Annotated in this window: 14 protein-coding genes; 13 read left to right on the top strand and 1 reads right to left on the bottom strand. The window is 38.8% G+C overall.

Translation table 11 applies throughout. The features are described from left to right. The first annotated feature begins 489 nt into the window (after positions 1 to 489). The 5 genes from ACJ9PY_RS13845 (at position 490) to ACJ9PY_RS13825 (ending at position 7,660) form a co-directional block, all read left to right on the top strand. The gene (locus ACJ9PY_RS13845) at positions 490 to 2,748 is read left to right on the top strand and encodes a metallophosphoesterase (protein ID WP_411738361.1); all 2,259 of its coding nucleotides are present in this window, start codon (positions 490 to 492) and stop codon (positions 2,746 to 2,748) included. Between the two features lie 761 nt (positions 2,749 to 3,509). After that, positions 3,510 to 4,958, top strand: a complete 1,449-nt coding sequence (locus ACJ9PY_RS13840; protein ID WP_063577721.1) for a sensor histidine kinase — start codon at positions 3,510 to 3,512, stop codon at positions 4,956 to 4,958. Then, positions 4,955 to 5,641, top strand: a complete 687-nt coding sequence (locus ACJ9PY_RS13835) for a response regulator transcription factor (protein WP_063576075.1) — start codon at positions 4,955 to 4,957, stop codon at positions 5,639 to 5,641. Before ACJ9PY_RS13840 ends, ACJ9PY_RS13835 begins: the two co-directional genes overlap by 4 nt. 271 nt (positions 5,642 to 5,912) lie before the next feature. After that, positions 5,913 to 6,614, top strand: coding sequence for an ankyrin repeat domain-containing protein (locus ACJ9PY_RS13830; protein WP_411738360.1), 702 nt, complete (start codon positions 5,913 to 5,915; stop codon positions 6,612 to 6,614). 83 nt (positions 6,615 to 6,697) lie between these two features. Continuing rightward, entirely contained in the window at positions 6,698 to 7,660 is a 963-nt protein-coding gene (locus tag ACJ9PY_RS13825) for a DUF4822 domain-containing protein (RefSeq protein ID WP_411738359.1), read from the top strand. 76 nt (positions 7,661 to 7,736) lie between these two features. Here the strand turns inward: ACJ9PY_RS13825 and ACJ9PY_RS13820 are convergent, their stop codons facing one another. Then, positions 7,737 to 9,473, bottom strand: coding sequence for a methyl-accepting chemotaxis protein (locus ACJ9PY_RS13820; protein ID WP_411738358.1), 1,737 nt, complete (start codon positions 9,471 to 9,473; stop codon positions 7,737 to 7,739). A gap of 584 nt (positions 9,474 to 10,057) precedes the next feature. Here ACJ9PY_RS13820 and ACJ9PY_RS13815 point away from each other — a divergent pair. The 8 genes from ACJ9PY_RS13815 to ACJ9PY_RS13780 all read left to right on the top strand — a co-directional run bounded on the left by ACJ9PY_RS13815 (position 10,058) and on the right by ACJ9PY_RS13780 (position 19,366). After that, the gene (locus tag ACJ9PY_RS13815; RefSeq protein ID WP_411738357.1) at positions 10,058 to 11,086 is read left to right on the top strand and encodes a DctP family TRAP transporter solute-binding subunit; all 1,029 of its coding nucleotides are present in this window, start codon (positions 10,058 to 10,060) and stop codon (positions 11,084 to 11,086) included. Positions 11,087 to 11,120: 34 nt separating this feature from the next. Next, entirely contained in the window at positions 11,121 to 11,693 is a 573-nt protein-coding gene (locus ACJ9PY_RS13810) for a TRAP transporter small permease (protein WP_034307155.1), read from the top strand. Next, positions 11,690 to 12,967 (top strand): TRAP transporter large permease, encoded by a 1,278-nt coding sequence (locus ACJ9PY_RS13805; protein ID WP_063576079.1) that lies wholly within the window; start codon positions 11,690 to 11,692, stop codon positions 12,965 to 12,967. The genes ACJ9PY_RS13810 and ACJ9PY_RS13805 overlap by 4 nt, the downstream gene beginning before the upstream one ends. A gap of 60 nt (positions 12,968 to 13,027) precedes the next feature. Then, positions 13,028 to 14,074 carry a TRAP transporter substrate-binding protein gene (locus ACJ9PY_RS13800; RefSeq protein ID WP_400449381.1) on the top strand — a complete coding sequence of 349 codons (1,047 nt, stop codon included), beginning with the start codon at positions 13,028 to 13,030 and terminating at the stop codon, positions 14,072 to 14,074. 24 nt (positions 14,075 to 14,098) lie between these two features. Next, on the top strand, positions 14,099 to 15,349 hold the full coding sequence (locus tag ACJ9PY_RS13795; protein ID WP_411738356.1) for a lactate racemase domain-containing protein: 1,251 nt from the start codon (positions 14,099 to 14,101) through the stop codon (positions 15,347 to 15,349). Between the two features lie 64 nt (positions 15,350 to 15,413). Continuing rightward, the gene (locus tag ACJ9PY_RS13790; protein WP_411738355.1) at positions 15,414 to 17,618 is read left to right on the top strand and encodes a dihydroxy-acid dehydratase; all 2,205 of its coding nucleotides are present in this window, start codon (positions 15,414 to 15,416) and stop codon (positions 17,616 to 17,618) included. Positions 17,619 to 17,679: 61 nt separating this feature from the next. After that, positions 17,680 to 18,447 (top strand): IclR family transcriptional regulator, encoded by a 768-nt coding sequence (locus tag ACJ9PY_RS13785; protein WP_098864354.1) that lies wholly within the window; start codon positions 17,680 to 17,682, stop codon positions 18,445 to 18,447. Positions 18,448 to 18,478: 31 nt separating this feature from the next. Further along, a complete protein-coding gene (locus tag ACJ9PY_RS13780) occupies positions 18,479 to 19,366 on the top strand; it encodes a fumarylacetoacetate hydrolase family protein (RefSeq protein ID WP_034307150.1) in 888 nt (295 codons plus the stop codon). Position 19,367: the final 1 nt, after the last annotated feature.

Below are 19,367 nucleotides of genomic sequence, written 5' to 3'. Positions count from 1 at the left end.
GGTATGCGATTAAATTCATAAAAGGCATTCGGGATTCTTTCCGAATGCCTCAGACTGTAGACAAACTCGATGAAAATCGAGTTTGTCTATTTTTATGGCTTGTACAATTTGGAGGTTGATTGGAACGTAGGGCACTCGCTTTCCGCGGGCGGTCGGCCCTCGGCTTTCGCCTGCGGGGTCTCCCCTAGACGCGCTTTTCCCGCAGGAGTCTCGTACACCCGCTCCAATCAACTTTGTCTTACCTTTTAGATAGAACACTTTTGCCTAGAGTCATTTTTGTTTTAAATCATTAATGGAACGAATACTGGCCATAGGCCTTTTTTTGATTTATTAATATATAAATTACATTGTTCTTATATTTTATTAATAATGCAAAGGTAGTATTTTAATTGTTAATACCCAAAAATTTAAAAATGAGGAGGATATTTGTCTATTTTCAAAATGATTACATAATGTAAGTGGCTAAACGATAAATAGGAGGAATTGATTTTGAAAGCGAAAAATAAAATTGCTGCAATGTTGACAGTTGTAACGGTAGGAGTAACAACTTCTTTATCAAGTGTACAAGCATTCTCGGAATCTTCAAATTCAGAAAATAAACGTAAACCGGAGCTCGTTTTTCCTGTAATCAGTGATGTACATATTGATGATGGATCAACTGCTGATATGAACAAGTTTAGAACAGCCATGGATCAATTAAACAAAGCTGCGCCTAAACAGGATGCTTTTGTGGTCGTTGGGGATTTAACGGACTATGGATACGCTACTGAATATGATAAGTTCTTCTCCATTTATAATGAGAAGAAACAAGCTGATGTCCAATCCATGTTTACAATGGGAAACCATGATTATTGGAATGGACTTTCCGTTGAAAAAGCACAAGATCGTTTTCTCGAGAAATCAGGAATGGATTCCCTTTACTATCATAAAAAAGTTAATGGATATGATTTTATTACGTTAAGTCCCGAAAATGGTAATACGCATGGTTTATATTCTGTTAATCAAATTAACTGGCTAGGTGAAAAGTTAGCTGCAGCAGAAAAAGAGAATCCGGACCAACCAATCTTTGTTTTTCTTCATCAACACATTAAAGACACTGTATATGGAAGTGACTTGTGGGGGACTCAGGAAAACAAAGAACTTTTATATGATACGTTAAAGAAACATCCACAAGTTATTACATTTTCAGGCCATTCTCATTATCCACTTGAGGACCCGAGAACGATTCATCAAAAAGACTTTACGTCTGTTGGCACGTCTTCTGTGAGTTATTTGGAATTAGAACCGGGTAAACTTCAAGGGTTTCATCCAGAAGGATATCGGGATATTAGTCAAGGAATGATTGTAGAAGTATATAATAATGAAGTTATAATTAAAAAACGTGACTTTCATAAAGACGATTGGACAGGAAAACCATGGGTAATAAAAAATCCTTCTAAAAAAAATAAATTTAAATATACAGACGACCGAGATCAGTTGTCACCGTCTTTTGCAGGTAAAGACAAGGCTTCGATTGTAAAAGAAAAATCGACACTAAGAAGTTTAAATGTGACATTTCCCCAGGCGAAAGATAACGTGCTCGTACATTCTTATCACATAACGGCCAAAAACAAGGAATCAGGGGAGCTAGACGCAGATTTCACCGCATTTTCTGAATTCTATCTTGATCCTGTGCCAAAGAATTTAGAGTTCCCTGTAACCGGACTTAAGCCAGGAACAGATTATGAAATTAAGGTACAAGCACTGGATTCATTTAATAATAGCAGTAAAATGGTGTTACTGGCTGATGGTCAGACAAAAGGACTGGAAATGGTCTCTGCACAAGCTTCTCCATCATTGGTAACGACAGGTGAATCGACTACACTCCAAGTGAAGATGAAAAACTTTGGAAATGATAGTGTAAAAGGAAAAATTAAAGTTGATGCACCTGAAGGGTGGAGTGTGGAGCACAATGAACTTGAATATGAGCTTTCAGGATCTGAAGAAAAGAATTTGCCAATAAAAGCTATACCTAGTAAAGAAAGTTCTGGTTCTTCACAATTCACGATTACTGCTTACGAGGGAGGCCAAATAATTGGCTCCAAGAATATAGATATATTCGTCAACATGAAGCTTGGAGAAAGTTTTGACCAATTGGACTCTGCATTAAAGCCAGCAGTGAGTGAAAACATTCCAAGTTCCATTCTAGGTTGGAGCCATACAGCTCCTAACGGCTGGTCGGTTACAAATAGCTCGAATATGCCAGCTGGTACAGAGGAGTGGCAAGGGTGGAGCTTCACAACAAAGGAATTTTGGACAAAAGCGGAAGACCAAGATCGAAGCAAATTTGAACTTGGACAAGGTGTTATAGCAGTAGCGGATCCTGATGAATGGGATGATAACGGTTCACCAGCATCAAAAGGCTTTTTTGATAGTACATTAACTTCCCCTTCTGTAAAAGTTGAGGGTGCAAAAGATCTATACGTAGGATTTGCTTCTCACTATAAACAAGAAGGAACACAAACAGCTGAAGTAACTGCTGTCTTTGATAATGGGGAAAAACAACAAGTTCTCGTTTATGACAATAAAGCAGCTTCGGATAATAAAAATGGACATGTTTTGAATAAGTATGAAGTTAAATCGATTAAGGTTCCTGAAGATGCATCTTCTATGAAATTACAATGGAGAATGCATAATGCGAAAAATAATTGGTTTTGGTCGATTGACGATATTAGATTGGATGACCAAATGATCATCTTGCCAAATTAATAAGAAGAACAGGTGAACTTTTCTTGAAATTTATAAAAAGCGGACTTTCCTTAAGGGGAAGTTCGCTTATTTCTATGTCTTACAAACTCGGGACAAATAGTAAACTCATAAACCTTCATGATCTTTTCCGTGTGCTTGATAAAGGTTTCACCTAATTAATTTCGTATTTTTAATGAAAATACTGAAGTGCATCTATATATAATTCTTGGATAATTTATAAATAATATCATTATTATAAAAGGTGTTTAAAAAAATTTTTAACAAAAAATAAGCTTAGCCGGGACCCGGCTAGATGCTTGCGTCAGAGGAAGCTTGATAAACAGTCGGCGAAAAGGCGCTGATTTCGGAAATCATCTGAAACTTTCATAAATTAAAAAACCACAGGTACACTAAATAAAGACTTGGTTATACAGCATGATTTTTAATTGTTTAATACTGAAAACCCAATGGATTGAAGAAAATATGGGTCACCCCTGCCTAATAATTGGCTAGTCGATACCCCGATAGATGTTTGCGGCGGGGAGGTTGACAGACAGTAGGCGGTAAGGAAGGCGGATTTTAGCATGTAGTTTTTCAAATAAAAAAATATAGATCTAAAATAGAATAGGATTTTTTCCAAGTATTTTAGAAAATTTTAAGATTTGTGTGATATCTTTTTTTAAGTTCTAAGAAAATTATTCATGGAAATGCAGGAACAGCAGATAAACGGTGAACTCTTCTATAAAAGAGAAAACGAGAGATCGATACGGGGTGAAAAATATTTGTCAATTAAAATGAGGTTTCTGTTGTCCTATGTTGGCGTAATTCTTATTTCCATCACTTTATTTTTAGCAGCTGGATTTTTACTTATTTTTGCAATAACAGGTGATGTAAAATCAATAGAGCATCTATATAAAAACTCTTATCTCCAAAAACCTTTGACTGCAGCAGAAGAAAGTGTGTTTCTCGATTTAAAGCTTTTGGCAAAAAATAACCCTGAACAGCTTCTGAACGAAGAGCAGCTGAAGAAGCTTGAACATGGAGATATTGAGATTGTCGTTAGAAAAGTTAATGACATTGAGTATGCGTCCCCCGCACTTGATAAGCTAGGCTTGGTTCAATCACTTCCCATGTTCGAAGAAACGAACATCAATACACGGGACACAATCAAAATGAAAGACTCTTTTTTCACTTATGTGAAGTTTGATTTTTATTTTTCGGATAAAAGTGAAGGAAGCATTTTTGTCATGAGAAAGGCAAGTTCCTATGCCGAGCTGATTCGGGAGTCATTTCCCATTTTATTCTTCCTATTGTTATTATTGTTTGTAATGATTATTGGACTTTTAAATTATTTAGTTTCAAGAAGCATCATCAAACCTATCTCAATACTTAAAGAGGGAGCGGAGCGGATAAAATCAGGAGATTTAAACTTTGAAATCAAAGCGACTTCGAATGATGAAATCGGACAATTGAATAGGGAATTTGAGGAAATGAGAAAAAAGTTAAAAGAGTCCATAAACCTCCAGCTTCAGTATGAGGAAAATCGCAAAGAACTTCTTTCCAATATTTCTCATGATTTGAAGACACCCATCACTTCGATTATGGGTTATGTTGAGGGGATAAAAGACGGGGTAGCAAACACCCCGCAGAAAATGGATAAGTATTTATCGACGGTATACCTGAAAGCAAGGGATATGGATTCATTGATAGATGAATTGTTTTTATTTTCAAAGTTGGATTTGAAAAAGGAACTATTCACTTTTGAAACGGTCAGAATGGATAAATATTTGAAAGACTACGTAGAAGAGCTTCAACTGGATTTACTTCAACAAGGAATCCAAATTGAACTTCAACAGCTGTATAAACCGATATACGTGTCAGCGGATAGAGAGAAACTGAAACGCGTATTGGCCAACCTAATCAGCAATTGTGTAAAGTATATGAATAAAGATGAAAAACACATTTCCATTTCTCTGCATGAAGGACTATATGATGTAGTTGTACAAGTAACAGATAATGGTTATGGAATAGAATCTTCCGCTTTGCCTTATATTTTTAACCGCTTTTATCGGGCTGAGCAATCTAGGAATTCCCTGACAGGTGGAAGTGGTTTAGGACTTGCGATCGCAAAAAAAATTATCGACGAGCATGGAGGAGATATCTGGGCTACCAGTGAGATAGGAAAAGGTACAAGTGTTTTCTTTTCCATAAAGAAAGGTGAGGAAATGTGAAAAAGATATTACTTATTGAAGACGAAGTCAGTATTGCTGAATTGCAAAGGGACTATTTGGAAATTAGTGATTTTAGTGTCGATATTCAACACACTGGTGATGCAGGTCTCCAACAGGCCCTTCAAGGAAATTATCATTTAATCATTTTGGACATCATGCTTCCGGGGTTAAATGGCTTTGAGATATGCAAACAAATACGTGCTGTCAAAAATATCCCGATTTTGTTTGTATCTGCGAAAAAGGAAGATATTGATAAAATTCGGGGGCTTGGACTAGGAGCGGATGATTATATTACAAAGCCCTTTAGTCCAAGTGAACTAGTTGCAAGAGTGAAAGCGCACTTAGCGCGTTATGAACGTTTATCAGGAAGTCACCCCAAATCTAATTCAATCTATGTTCATGGAATTTCAATAGATAAGTCAGCACGCAGGGTTCACATAAACGGGGAGGTGGTCCCGTTTACAACAAAGGAATTCGATACTTTAGTGTTTTTTGTCATGCATCCTAATCAAGTATTAAGTAAAGAGCAGCTCTATGAAAATATTTGGGGATTGGAATCGGCTGCGGATGTTTCGACTGTCACTGTCCATATCAGGAAACTACGTGAAAAAATTGAAAGAAATCCTGCATATCCTAAATTTTTGGAAACTGTTTGGGGAGCGGGGTATCGCTTTAATGTTTAAATAGTATATTTTATGACCCGTCACGAAGGTGACGGGATTTTTTTATAAAACCTTAAGAAACTTTATGAATAAGTTAATCATTTTTTAAGAAATTGTTTAGAGGGAGTTTAAGATTAAGCACTAATATAATGGAGACGGATTGAGAAAAGAACTAAAAAATAAAAGGGAGAAAAATACTCATGCAACCTCAAACACATTTATAGCACAAGTCATTTTGGTGCATCAAGATGACGGAAAATCGATTTGGGCAGATGAAAGGATGGTGTGTTTCATGTGGAGACGGCTAACGATTGTCATCGGATGCCTATTCATCCTTCAAGGGTGTGCCTTAGATAGCGAAAGAGAGCCAAATAATCAGCAAAAGGAGTCAGGAAAGGGAATGAATGAATTACTGATTCAAGCAGTAGAACGAAAAGAAACGGAAAGAATAAGGAGTTTGATTGAGGAAGGTGCCAATATTAATACACAGGACTCGGCAGGGCGAACCGCCACTATGATTGCGATTTATAACAACGATGCAGAGTCTGCAAAAATCCTTATTGAAGCAGGTGCAGACGTCAACATTCAGGATGAAATGAAAAATAGCCCCTTCTTGTATGCCGGTGCTGAAGGTTATCTAGATATAGTTAAACTTACGATTGAAGCAGGTGCCGACCCATCCATAACCAACCGTTATGGAGGAACGGCTTTAATCCCTGCTTCGGAACATGGATATGTAGAGGTTATTAAAGAACTCCTAACTAAAACTGATATTGATGTGAATCATGTAAATGATCTCGGTTGGACAGCTTTGCTAGAAGCTATCATTTTGAATGATGGTGATGGAAAACAGCAGCGAACAGTGAAATTGTTAATAGATCATGGTGCAGGTGTCAACATTCCTGATAATAATAATGTGACCCCTTTACAACATGCCCGCGAAAAAGGATTTAAAGAGATTGAACAAATTTTATTAACAGCAGGAGCAAAATAACCAGATTGCTATACTTTCATTTTGTAATGTCAATTGCACCGCTAGTTAATTAGAATCACAATAAGTTATGAGGAGACGAAAAAATGAACAAAAAAGCAAAAATTTCATCATCTATACTACTTGGATTAACATTGGCCCTAACAGGATGTAATAACACAAACGCACAAGACAGTCATAATGCACAGAAGCAGGAACAAACTGCCAAAGAAAGTAAACAAGAAAATAAGTTAACAGCAGGCCAGGAATTGACTAAAATTCTTAGTGGCACGAATTGGCAAGGTACAAAAGTTTATGATAAGAATAATAATGACTTAACAAAGGAGAATGCTAACTTTATTGGTCTCGCAAAATATGACGATGAAACATCCAGATATGAATTTTTTGATAAAAATACAAAAGAAGGTCGTGGTGATAAGGGAACTTTCTTTATTACCAATGGGAAGATGCGAGTGCTAATTTCAGAATCGATGGGTTACCAGGCCGTTGTTGAAATAACAGAACTGAATAAGGATATGTTTACTTATAAAAGAATGGGTAAAGATGCTAATGGTAATGACGTAGAGGTGTTTGTTGATCATATTCCTTATACGGAAACAGAACTTTCCTTTACAGATCCAGACAAAAATTTGGAAACTTACACAGGGGACGTAGAAACAGATGTTGATGGAGATAAAATTTTATCAAGCACCCCATGGCAAGGAACAGTGGCATTGGATGAAAAGGGAAATGATGTATCAAGCTATAACACGAATTATTTAGGTCTTGCAAAATATGATGATAAAACAAATAAGTATGAATTTTTTGATGCTAAAACCGGTGAAAGCCGTGGTGATTACGGCTATTACGATGTTGTTCACGGAAATAAGATAAGAGCACATGTTTCACTAGGGGAAAATAAATATGGCGCAGTTCTTGAAATTACAGAGCTTAATGAAAATAAATTCACTTATAAACGAATCGGTAAAGATAAAGAGGGAAAAGATATAACGATAACAGTGGAACATATACCTTATAAAGGTGATTTGAAACTAAAATCAACTAAGTAAAATAGTAAGAAAGGGATTTTGCGTGAATAGCAAAATCCCTTTCTTGATATAGTAATAGAGTGTTGGTTAGAGATGTTTAAGCGTTAAACCGTTCAACAGATGTTTCCAGGTCATTAGCGAGCTTTACCATTGAGGAGGTGGAGAAGGAAATGTCCTCCATGGATTTGGCTTGTTGATCGGTTGATTGTGCCACTTGCTTTGAAGCCACTGCCGTTTCCCTTGTCAACCCTGCAAAATCTTCTATCGACGCATTGATTTCCTGAGAACTTGCTGCCATCTGCTCTGTAATGGCTGATATTTCTTGAATCTGATCACTAACATGCTCAAAAGATTTTATAGTCTGTTTAAAAGTTTCTCTTGTATTCAGCACAAATTTTGTCCCTTCTTCTACCTCATTAGTTCCAGTTTCCATCATTTTCACTGATTCATTTATGATGGATTTAAAATGAAGCAGGGACTCTTGAATATGGATTGCAGATTCCTTTGTGCCCACTGCCAATTTCCGTACCTCGTTCGATACCACCGCAAAACCTTTACCTTGTTCACCGGCTCTAGCAGCTTCAATTGCCGCATTTAGTGATAGCAGGTTTGTTTGCTCGGCAATTCCTGTAATTACATGTACAATATTCACAATCTCATTTGCTTGATCGTCCAAATTCTTTATTCTTGAACTTGTTTGCAGCATCACATCTTTTACTTGCAGAATTTGATTTGAGAGTTCATTTATATCCTGATTTCCAATGGACATCCTAGTTGAAACATGATTTGTCTGTTCGCTGACTTCTGAAGAAGCTTCGGCAATTCTTTGTATACCTATGGTCATTTCCTCGATGACCCTCGATGATTCTTCACTTCTGTGCAATTGTACTTCCGCAGCTCCTGCAACTTGCTGAATCCCATTGACGATATATTGTGTGGAAGTATCCATTTCTTTGATTTTGTATTCGATATCACTTGATGATTCCATTAGCTGGAATGATGAGCTTTTCATGGAATTGACGATCCTAGTTGTATTGGTGATCATTTCTTCAAAGGATTTCACTAAAACCTTGATTTCGTCGTTTCCCTTAACCCTTATGTTGCTAATCAGTTTATTGGCTGTTAATAAATCCCCATTTGAGATTTCCTTTGCAGCCAAGCTGACCTTGAGAAGCGGAGTTAACTTTTTAGTCAAGAACCATATTAGTGCACCTACCACGATCGCCATTAAGATTACATTGATTATTATCATCAGGGGCAGGATGCCACCCAGAACCTTGCTGGCCGTAGCATCGACTTTGCTGGCATCGATATCCACCCCTAGAATTCCAATGACCTCGTTACCATTCTTTATGGGAACGAAAACGGATAAATAGTCACCATATTCAGGATCATGAACGATGGAAGTAGTTGAAGCCTTTCCCTTCATGACGCTTTCTACATCCTGAAATGAAGTTGCAGTTGTGGGTGTTAAAATGGGAGATGCTTTATTATTTCCCTTACCCATTCCGTCTATAAGAATATGGACTTTTTCGCTATTTTCGTCAATTCCCAATGTATATACATATAATGCTCCAGTTTTTTGTCTATAATCGTCTAACTGCTCGCGTATCTCCCAATATGTAGAGGTTTCGGATTGATTACTTAAAAAATCAGCATAAGATGTTGGATTTATTCCTTGAGAGATGTTGCTTGCTATGTCTAAGCTGCTCATAGCGATTGTTTTCTCAACCGTATCATTTGTACTTTTATACATTAATAATAAACTTCCAATTAATGTAATGATCATGCCTGTTAAAAGAACAAAACCTATTTTCGTACTGAGTTTATTCATCTTTGTTTATTCCTTCCCCGTGTTATATATTTACCATGTGTTATATATCGGTAATAATTAAATTTATTTAATGAGTCCTTTTTAAAACCCTCGGGTGGAGTTTTTATCCTTCAGATTTCAATCTGTTGTAAGAGGGGTTCATATTGATTTTCCATCCTATAAATATTCTAATATAGAAAAAAACGACTTTTATCTTTCCCTTTTTGTTTCTAAAAATCTCAACTGTAAATATTAATTAGAGAAATGGAGAATTTGTTAAATTGTTAAATTGTTATAAAATTCAAAAAATGGTTTGACATTAATAAAAATGGGAGCTTATAATCAACGTAAGATGTAAAATTCGAAAACTGAGTTTTATATTATAGAACAAATTAATCGTTAATTTTATTAAGGTAATGGCTTAAAAAGTGAATCAACTTGTGAAACGTAATGAGAAGTGAAGTGTTTTTTCCTCACTCCGAATAAAACAAAAACCAAGTTTTATAATATAAAACGATTTGATTTTTGCTTATACAAGGGTGAGTAGAGGTTTTAAAGATCAGCCTTAAATGATAACGCTTACAAAAAATCGGGGAGGGTTTTTATTGAAAAAAAATAAGCTATTTGTATTTTCCACAAGCTTAACTCTTGCATTGACATTCCTTTTATCAGGATGTGGTGGAGGTGAGGGAGAAAAAACCAGTGGATCTGGAGTTGAAAAGAAAACTATAAAAGTGGCACATTATTTTGCTGAAAATCATCCTCAAAACATTGCTTTGAAAGAAAAGTTTAAAAAATTGGTTGAAAAGGAGAGTAATGGTGAACTAGAGGTTCGGATTTATGCGAACAGTACATTAGGTGCAGAAAAAGAATTTTATGACGGCGTCAGAAACGGAACGATCGAAATGGGTGTTCCAGGGCTAATTATGCAGTCGGACATTCCTAAAATGGGTGTTCCGGAATGGCCCTTTCTATTCAGGGATTACGATCATGTAAAGAAGGTATTGAATGGACCTATCGGAGAGGAATTGACAGAAGATCTTGATCCAAAGCATGGGGTGACACCACTCGCATGGAGTGCTAACGGTTTTAGGATGTTTTCGAGTAATCGTCCAATTAAGAGTATGAAAGATTTTGATGGACTTCGACTTAGAATGCCGAACATCCCGAATTACATAAAATTAGGTGAATCATTGGGGGCAAACGTTAGCCCATTGCCTATTTCAGAAGTTTTTACCGCACTTGAACAAAAAGTTGTTGATGCTCAGGATAATCCCATAGCCACACTGAGATCCTCAGGGTGGAATGAAGTACAAAGTGATGTACTAGAATCCAAGCATATGTTCAGCCCCAATATTTACATTATCAATAGCAAATTCTATAAAGGGCTAACAAAAGAGCAACAAAAAATCATTCAAAAAGCAGCAAAGGAGTCGGCAGCATATGAGTTTGATTTGATGGAAAAAAGTTATGAAGATGACAAAGCATATCTGATGGATAATGGAATCAAATTCACAAAGCCTGACGAAGACTTTTCACAAAAAATGTTAAAAGCATCTCAACCTGTTTATGATGAAGTCTTTGAGAAAAATGACTGGGCGAAGGAGCTTGCCAGGAAAATACAAGCAGAATGAAGCAGGCGCTCTAGATAGGAAGGGGGAGATGTAGGTGAATAAAATATCAAGAATCTTGGAAAATTCGTTAAATATTATTATGGCAATTGCTTTAGCAATAATGGTCGTACTCGTGTTTGGTAATGTAGTTCTTCGATACTTCTTTAATTCAGGTATTACTTGGTCAGAAGAAATGTCAAGGTATCTCTTTATTTGGTTGACGTTCCTTGGCGCCATCGGAGCTTTCAAAAACAAAGAACACTTAGGTGTCGACATGGTCATCAAACGGCTCCCGAATAAGATGAAAAAAGTGGTTCTAGTTATTAGTGATTTGATGATGTTATTCGTTCTTATCCTGATCTTGGATGGCAGCTGGAAAATGACATTGATAAACATTGACAGTACTGCACCGGCCACTGGCATGCCACTCGCATTTGTATATGGGACAGGTATTCTTGTGAGTGTGTCAATGGGCAGTATGATCATCTTCAATTTGTATCGAATTTTCTTCAATAAAATTAAAGACGAAGAATTGGTGATGATAAGTGAGTCAGAAGAACTAATTTCTCTCCATACTGATGAATTTGCTTCAGATATTAGAATTGTCAAGGAGGAGAAACAGGGATGATAGGTGTATTTGTCGGATCTTTACTGGGAGCCATGGGACTAGGAATACCTATTGCCTTTGCCTTACTTGTGAGTAGTGTAGTGTTAATGTATTTCCTTGGCATTTTTGATAGTCAAATAATCGCACAAAATTTAATCAGTGGCGCTGATAACTTCCCTCTAATGGCCATACCGTTCTTTATGCTGGCAGGAGAGGCGATGAATAGGGGCGGATTATCACGGCGTATCGTTGAGATGGCAATGAACCTGGTTGGTCATATCAAGGGAGGCCTTGGCTATGTTGCGATCATTGCGAGTGTGTTGTTTGCAAGTTTATCAGGATCTGCTGTTGCCGATACAGCAGCGCTTGGGGCTATATTAATTCCAATGATGGTGAAGTCAGGGTATGATGTGAACCGGTCAAGTGGGCTGATTGCATCCGGTGGTATCATTGCCCCGATCATTCCGCCAAGTATTGGCTTTATCATTTTCGGTGTCGCAAGTGGAGTGTCCATTACAAAGCTGTTTATGGCAGGAATAGTTCCTGGTATATTACTAGCGGTTGGACTAACGGTTACCTGGGCCATTGTTGCACGAAAAGATAAAGTCGCCGTTAACCCTCGAGCTTCAACAAAAGAAATTCTTACTTCTCTTCGTCAAGGCGTTTGGGCTCTATTCCTGCCCGTCATCATCATTGGTGGATTGAAATTCGGTTTATTTACACCGACTGAAGCGGCAGTGGTGGCTGCAGTCTATGCAATATTTGTCGGTCTTGTAATCTATCGTGAAATGAAAGTGAAAGATTTGTATGAGGTCTTTGTACATGCAGGAAAAATGACGAGCGTTGTCATGTTTCTGGTCGCTGCAGCTCTCGTATCCTCCTGGCTGATAACTGTAGCGGATTTACCTGGTCAGGTGATTGGATTGCTGGAGCCATTTATGGATCATCCATTCCTTCTATTAATAATGATAAACCTATTGGTCATCGTAGTTGGAACTGCTATGGATATGACGCCGACAATCCTTATTCTAACACCTGTATTGATGCCGTTGGTGGTCGCTGCAGGTATTGACCCAGTTTACTTCGGTGTCCTGTTTATCCTGAATAACGCCATCGGTTTACTTACACCACCAGTCGGAACCGTGTTAAATGTCATGTGCGGCATAAGTAAGATCAGTATGGAAGATATCATGAAGGGGATTTGGCCTTTCTTGCTCGTGGAAGTAATTGTATTGATCTTGTTGATTTTGTTTCCTTCCTTAGTGCTGGTTCCTCTAGAATGGTTTACCTCCTAACGGAATTAAACAAGTATTTGGGTGTGTATGCTGGTATTCATCTTATTTTATAGGAGGAAAATGAAAATGAATAAGTTTTTCAAACGTTTGGCGGTTGGAGTTTTACTGCCATCATTACTACTATTAAGCGCTTGCGGAAGCGGACAAAATGAAAGCGCTTCAGCTGACGGTATTCAGAAAAGAACAATCAAAGCAGGGATCGGAAATAGTAAAATGCATCCACAAGGAAAAGGAATGGAGAAATTTAAAGAACTGGTTGAAGAAAAAAGCGGCGGGAAAATGAAAGTCCAAAACTTTTTTGATGCCACTCTCGGAGATGATCAGAAAATGACAGAAGCTCTTCAAGGCGGCTTACAGGAAGTAACTGTTCCCTCAACCTCACCACTTGTTGGCATGATTAAGGAATTTGGAATTTATGACTTCCCATTTGTCTTTAATAATGAAGAAGAAGCTTATACAGTACTTGATGGTGCAGTAGGAAAAAAACTTTTGGATAAATTACCGGAACATGATTTAGTAGGTTTGGGATACTGGGAAAATGGTTTCCGAAACTTAACCAACAGCAAACACCCTGTTAAAACGGCTGAGGATTTCAAAGGGCTTAAACTTCGTACCATGCAAAATGAAGTGCATTTAGATGCATTTTCAAAGTTAGGGGCGAATCCATCGCCGATGGCTTTCTCAGAAGTGTTTACTGCACTGGAAACAGGCACTGTTGATGGTCAGGAGAATCCACTAGCAACAATTCAAACGCAAAAATATAATGAAGTGCAAGAATACTTAAGTCTTACAAATCATGTTTATACACCATTTGTATTCCTTGTAAGTAAAAAGTTCTGGGATGACCTATCAGAACAAGAACAAGAAATCATGAGTGAGGCCGCACAAGAGGCTGGAAAGTATCAACGGGAAGTTAACCAAAAAGAAAATGAAAAGGCACTTAATTATCTAAAAGAAGAAGGAATGAAAATCAATGAAGTAGAACCGGAAGAAATGGAAAAAATGAAGAAGGCCATCCAACCAGTGACGGACGAATATGCCAAGAAATTCGGACCAGATCTTGTAGAGGAAATGATGAGCGAAGTTGAAAAAGTACGCGGTAAATAATCCAAATTGTTTGGAGGAAAGAAAATGGATATTATCTCTGAACTTTTACGTGAAATCCAATTACCGAAAATGGTACAAGTGAGGCAGAAATTTCGTACAACTCAAATTGCTGATGTAGCTGGTGAGGTGAAGAAGGCGATAAAAGAAGCAGGTGTCTTATCAAGAATAAATGAAGAAGACAGGGTGGCAATTGCAGTAGGAAGCAGAGGGGTAGCGGACCTTCCTACATTAGTAAGAGAAACGGTGGCTGCCGTTAAGGAGGCGGGAGGTAATCCTTTCATCGTACCTGCAATGGGAAGCCATGGTGGTGCCACGGCGGAAGGGCAAATCGATGTGTTGCTTCAGCTGGGTATTTCAGAAGAAGCGGTTGGAGCGCCTATCAGGTCATCGATGGAAGTTATTAAACTGGATGAGTTGCCAAATGGCCTCCCTGTCTATATTGATAAACTTGCTTACGAATCGGATAAAATCATAGTCATTAATCGGATAAAACCACATACAGCATTTCGCGGACCGGTTGAAAGCGGACTTATGAAAATGATAACTATCGGTTTAGGAAAGCAAAAGGGAGCCGAAGCTGCACATGCATACAGCTTTAAGTATATGGCGGAACATGTCCCTGAAATGGCTAAGGTTTCCTTGTCAAAAGCTCCTATCATATTTGGTCTTGCGTCGATTGAAAACGCTTATGATAAACCGGCGAAAATCGTCGCAGTTCCAGCGGAGGATCTGGAGGTAGTGGAACCGGGACTGTTGCTTGAAGCAAAATCATTGATGCCGAAAATACATTTCGATTCGATGGACGTACTTATTGTAAATGAACTCGGAAAGGACATTTCGGGGGATGGAATGGACCCGAACATAACGGGTAATTTCGCCACACCATATGCTACCGGGGGGCCAGACGTTAAACGGACCGTTGTACTTGGACTTACTGAAAAAACTCACGGTAATGCGAATGGCATTGGCATGGCAGATATGACGACAAAAGCCGTCATGAAAGAAATAAAATGGGAAAAAGGGTATGCCAATGCACTCACCAGCACAGTCACAGATGTAGTAAAGCTCCCGATGTTTTTGGATACGCAGGAATTGGCTGTAAAAGCTGCCATCAAAACATGCAATGCCTTCGATTTGAATAAAGTGAGAATCGTAAGAATTAAAAACACGCTTGAAATCGGTGAAATTTGGATTTCTGAAAGCATGATGGAAGAAGCTTTAAAGAATGAAGATATAGAGATCTTGTCAGACCCAGAAGACTTGGCACTGGACTAAAAATCTTCTTTACTATTTTCATAGAACGAAAGAATTGATTTGAACTCAGAAAAGGAGTGCTGAAATGACACACCTATATCCACTAATTGATAACGAAATAAACCCTTACCGCGATAATGTGCAGGGAAAAGCAAATGAACCTATTACGGTTGCAGGTCTGTTGGACCGTTCGAAGCTGACGCTAGGCACCACATATGAAGGGGGGAAGCCTGATTGGACGCTTGAAGAAATTTATATGCGGCTCGAGAGGAATGCCCCGCGTATCGCAATAATCGGTGGTTCGTCCGATCATCCGGCCCATATAATGGATTACCAAACGTTAGCACGGGCAGCAATCCGCATTTGGCAAAACGGCGGCGTGCCGTTTCATTTCTCGACACCGGTAATGTGTGATGGCACTGCACAAAACAATCAAGGAATGAGTTACTCTCTCCAGAGCCGAAACGCGGTTGCACAAATGGTTGTCAACCAGCTGGAAGCTCACAGTTATCATGGTGCATTCGTCATTCAAGGGTGTGATAAGCAGCCTCTTGGTGTTGTAAGTGCACTCGCCCATGTTGATCGTGTTCGCCGAAACCGTGGTGAAGCACCCTTTTTCGCAACATTCGCTCCTGCTCACGTATTGGAAGGCGGTTCGATTCCAGCTGACGTAATTGAAGAATTGGAAACTCTTGCGAAAAATGCGGAAAGCAAAGGAGCAGCCGATGTAGCCGTAGATTTACGAGATACGATGGCATATATATTGCAATGTTCATCGAATACAGCTTTCCAGGGCGTGTTTGAACGGGCCTATGAACGAGGAATATTGACGAAGGAACAGCATAAATACTTTGAAATGAGACTTGCTGTCGCAACATGTGACGGGCAGGGAGGTGTATGTGCCTTTAATGGTACGGGGAATAGTTCACGTCATTTAGTGGCAGGCATGGGTCTCGTACATCCAGCAGTGGAGCTGTTGACCGATCCGCCAACACAACGCCAGATTAACTCGGTGCTTGATAGCTTTGCCGGCATGATAAACGAAGAGCGCTACGGCGTGGCCAACATTGTCGCTGCGAACATAAAAAATGCAATCCGTATCCACAGCGCATCGGGTGGTTCTACTAACTTAATGATGCATATTGTCGCAGGCATGCTTTATGCAGGATTCAAATTCAGTTTATGGGACCTTGACCGCATTCATCATTCACATCCAATTCCTGACTTATTTGATTACAGTTTGACAGAAGGAAGGGACATTTATTCACTTGCGATGCAGTGTTGCAGCGGGAAAAGCAGAGGAATGGAAACACTTTTTCATGAACTTATTGAGAATGGTGTACCAATGGATCAGGATGCGCCGACTGTCGCAGCAAAAACTTGGAAAGAACGTCTTTCGATCACAAATAGCCTAAAAGCAGTTAATGTTAAGAAAAATCAGGTCATTTTATCCAATCCACGACGTGGATTCAGCGGTGTTGATGTATTAAAAGGAAACTTCTTTGAAAGCGCCGTTGTAAAAATTAGCGGAATGCCGACACCACAGCTTGACCAATTCGACGATAAGCTTGCATTTGTCCTTTATTACGAAAATGAAGATGATGCAAATAAAAGCCTGCTCGATTCAAATCTGCTTTCAAAAATAAAAGAGCAAAAGCTTTTCGAACATAATCTATTGCTAGAATCTCTTAAATACAACAATGAGTCGGAATGGTCTCTTCTAAAAACCGCTACCTATGGGGAATTATTTGACAGGATGGTTGAAGCCGGCACATTGAAAATTGCGGTTATTATCTCAGGGCAGGGGCCAGTGGCATTCGGAATGCCGGAAATGTTTACACCAATGCAACACATCAATGCAAATCGTGTTATGAAAAAAATCGCTACAATCATTAGCGACGGCCGCTATTCAGGAGTCACATATGGAGCTGCCATAGGGCATATGACACCGGAAGCGTATGAAGGTGGCGGCATAGGTTTACTTAAATCAGGGGATGTAATTCACCTTCAGCTTCGTGATCGACGAATTGATTTTGTAGATTCTACTAAACTTCATTCTGGAAAGGTTATTCATGATTTTGCGGAACATTTTAAAGAAGAAAGACAATCATTGGCAGCTGAACGCAAGCAGCGGATGAAAGTTAGACAGAAAATGGTTGCGGCAAGCAACAGGATGTTTGGGCATACAGATGCAGCAAATGGTGTTGTTCCAATCGCTGTCATTGAGGATGCGGTACTTGATTATGAACAAGATATTATAATCCATGAAAAAAAAGTAGAAATAAAGTGAGGTATGCTCGTCATAAATCCGATAAGATAAAGGTAGACAGAATGAAAAGGAGTGAGGAACGATGCCTATCATCCAATCGGTGGAGCGTGCCTTGAAAATATTGGATTTATTTGATGAGCGTGAGCGTGAACTAACTATTACAGAGATAAGTAAGAGAATGAATTTACATAAAAGTACGGTTCATTCACTATTAAAAACCTTACAGGAGCATCACTATATTTCACAAGGCGAAGAAAATGGAAAATACTCGCTAGGATTAAAGCTATTGGAGAGGGGAAGCGTTGTTGTGACCCATCTCGATTTGCGCAATGTAGCAAGAAAACATCTTGAAGGGCTTTCAGCAAAAACGAATTTGACGCTGCACCTTGTCATATTGGACGGGCAGGAAGGTGTCTATGTCGATAAAGTTGAAGGTACTGGGGTAACGGTCCTGTATTCCCGTATTGGCCGTCGTGTTCCGATTCATACAAGTGCAGTCGGCAAATCTCTTGTTGCAACCAAAACGGATAGTGAACTGGATTTGCTCTTGGACGGCTATGATTATACGGGACCGACAGAAAAATCGATTAGATCCAAGGAACAGTTTTTAGCCGAAATCGAAAAAGCACGCATTAATGGTTATTCAATGGATAATGAAGAAAATGAACCGGGTATTTTCTGTCTTGCCGTACCGATAAGAGATTATTCAGGAAAGGTAATCGCTGCAATGAGTGTATCGATGCCTGCTTCGAAAGTAAACGAAGAAACACAAGAGTATTATGTACGTCTCTTAAAGGAATGCAGCAATAAAATTTCGCAGGAGCTCGGTTATGAATATCAAAAAATATAAAAAAAGGTTTGCCCTAAGGAGGAACTAGCAAATGAGAATTATTCGCTATGTACATGAAAACAAAAAACAACTTGCTGCCGTGACAAACGAAAACAATGTGGTGGACCTTCCATTTACTGATTTTATGTCGTTGATTACAACGGCACGCCATGAAAACAGAACGCCGTTTGACATTGTAAAACAAATTGTCGCTGAAGGGAAAAAGCTGCCATTGGAAGGTCTTCAATTAACAACGCCTATCGACGCACCGGAAGTATGGGCATCTGGCGTTACGTATAAAAAAAGCAAGGAAGCACGTAACTACGAAGCAACGCAAGGAAAGCTGGACCGCCAAACTTTCTATGACAAAGTTTATGATGCAGAGCGTCCTGAGATTTTCTTTAAATCAACTGCAGCAAGAACCGTAGGACCGAATGACCCGGTATATTTGCGTTCAGATTCAAAATGGCAAATTCCTGAACCAGAGCTTGGTCTTGTCATCGATAAAAAGGGAACGGTGCTCGGATATATCGCAGGTAATGACATGAGCTGCCGTGATATTGAAGGTGAAAACCCGCTTTATCTCCCACAGGCAAAAGTTTGGAAAAATTCTTGTTCCATTGGACCGGCCATCTTGTTAAAAGAGGCTGTTCCAGATCCATATGAGCTTAAAATCATGTGCCGGATTTTTCGAAATGAAGAAAAAGTATTTGAAGGTGAAGCGAAAGTAAACCAACTAAAACGAAAATTGGAAGAGCTCGTCGACTATTTAGTCTTAGATAATACTGTATTTGACGGATCCGTTTTACTTACAGGTACATGTGTGGTTCCGCCAAATGAATTTACATTGAAAGGCGATGACCGGATTGAAATCGAAATACCAGGGATAGGGGTATTAAACAATCCGGTTATCCAAAGTAAAGCAGTTCAAACCATTTAAG

Origin of the sequence: Peribacillus sp. S4 (assembly GCF_046715815.1) — a bacterium.
Classification (GTDB): Bacteria; Bacillota; Bacilli; order Bacillales; family DSM-1321; genus Peribacillus; species Peribacillus frigoritolerans.
Note: the sequence above shows the minus strand (reverse complement) of the source record. Positions and strands in the feature narration are given on the sequence as shown.

Bases quoted from the DNA above. Each gene is read 5' to 3' on its own strand.
- ACJ9PY_RS13830 (WP_411738360.1), top strand. From the start codon at position 5,913: ATGTGGAGACGGCTAACGATTGTCATCGGATGCCTATTCATCCTTCAA.
- ACJ9PY_RS13820 (WP_411738358.1), bottom strand. From the start codon at position 9,473: ATGAATAAACTCAGTACGAAAATAGGTTTTGTTCTTTTAACAGGCATG.
- ACJ9PY_RS13825 (WP_411738359.1), top strand. From the start codon at position 6,698: ATGAACAAAAAAGCAAAAATTTCATCATCTATACTACTTGGATTAACA.
- ACJ9PY_RS13805 (WP_063576079.1), top strand. From the start codon at position 11,690: ATGATAGGTGTATTTGTCGGATCTTTACTGGGAGCCATGGGACTAGGA.
- ACJ9PY_RS13800 (WP_400449381.1), top strand. From the start codon at position 13,028: ATGAAAATGAATAAGTTTTTCAAACGTTTGGCGGTTGGAGTTTTACTG.
- ACJ9PY_RS13785 (WP_098864354.1), top strand. From the start codon at position 17,680: ATGCCTATCATCCAATCGGTGGAGCGTGCCTTGAAAATATTGGATTTA.
- ACJ9PY_RS13795 (WP_411738356.1), top strand. From the start codon at position 14,099: ATGGATATTATCTCTGAACTTTTACGTGAAATCCAATTACCGAAAATG.
- ACJ9PY_RS13780 (WP_034307150.1), top strand. From the start codon at position 18,479: ATGAGAATTATTCGCTATGTACATGAAAACAAAAAACAACTTGCTGCC.
- ACJ9PY_RS13790 (WP_411738355.1), top strand. From the start codon at position 15,414: ATGACACACCTATATCCACTAATTGATAACGAAATAAACCCTTACCGC.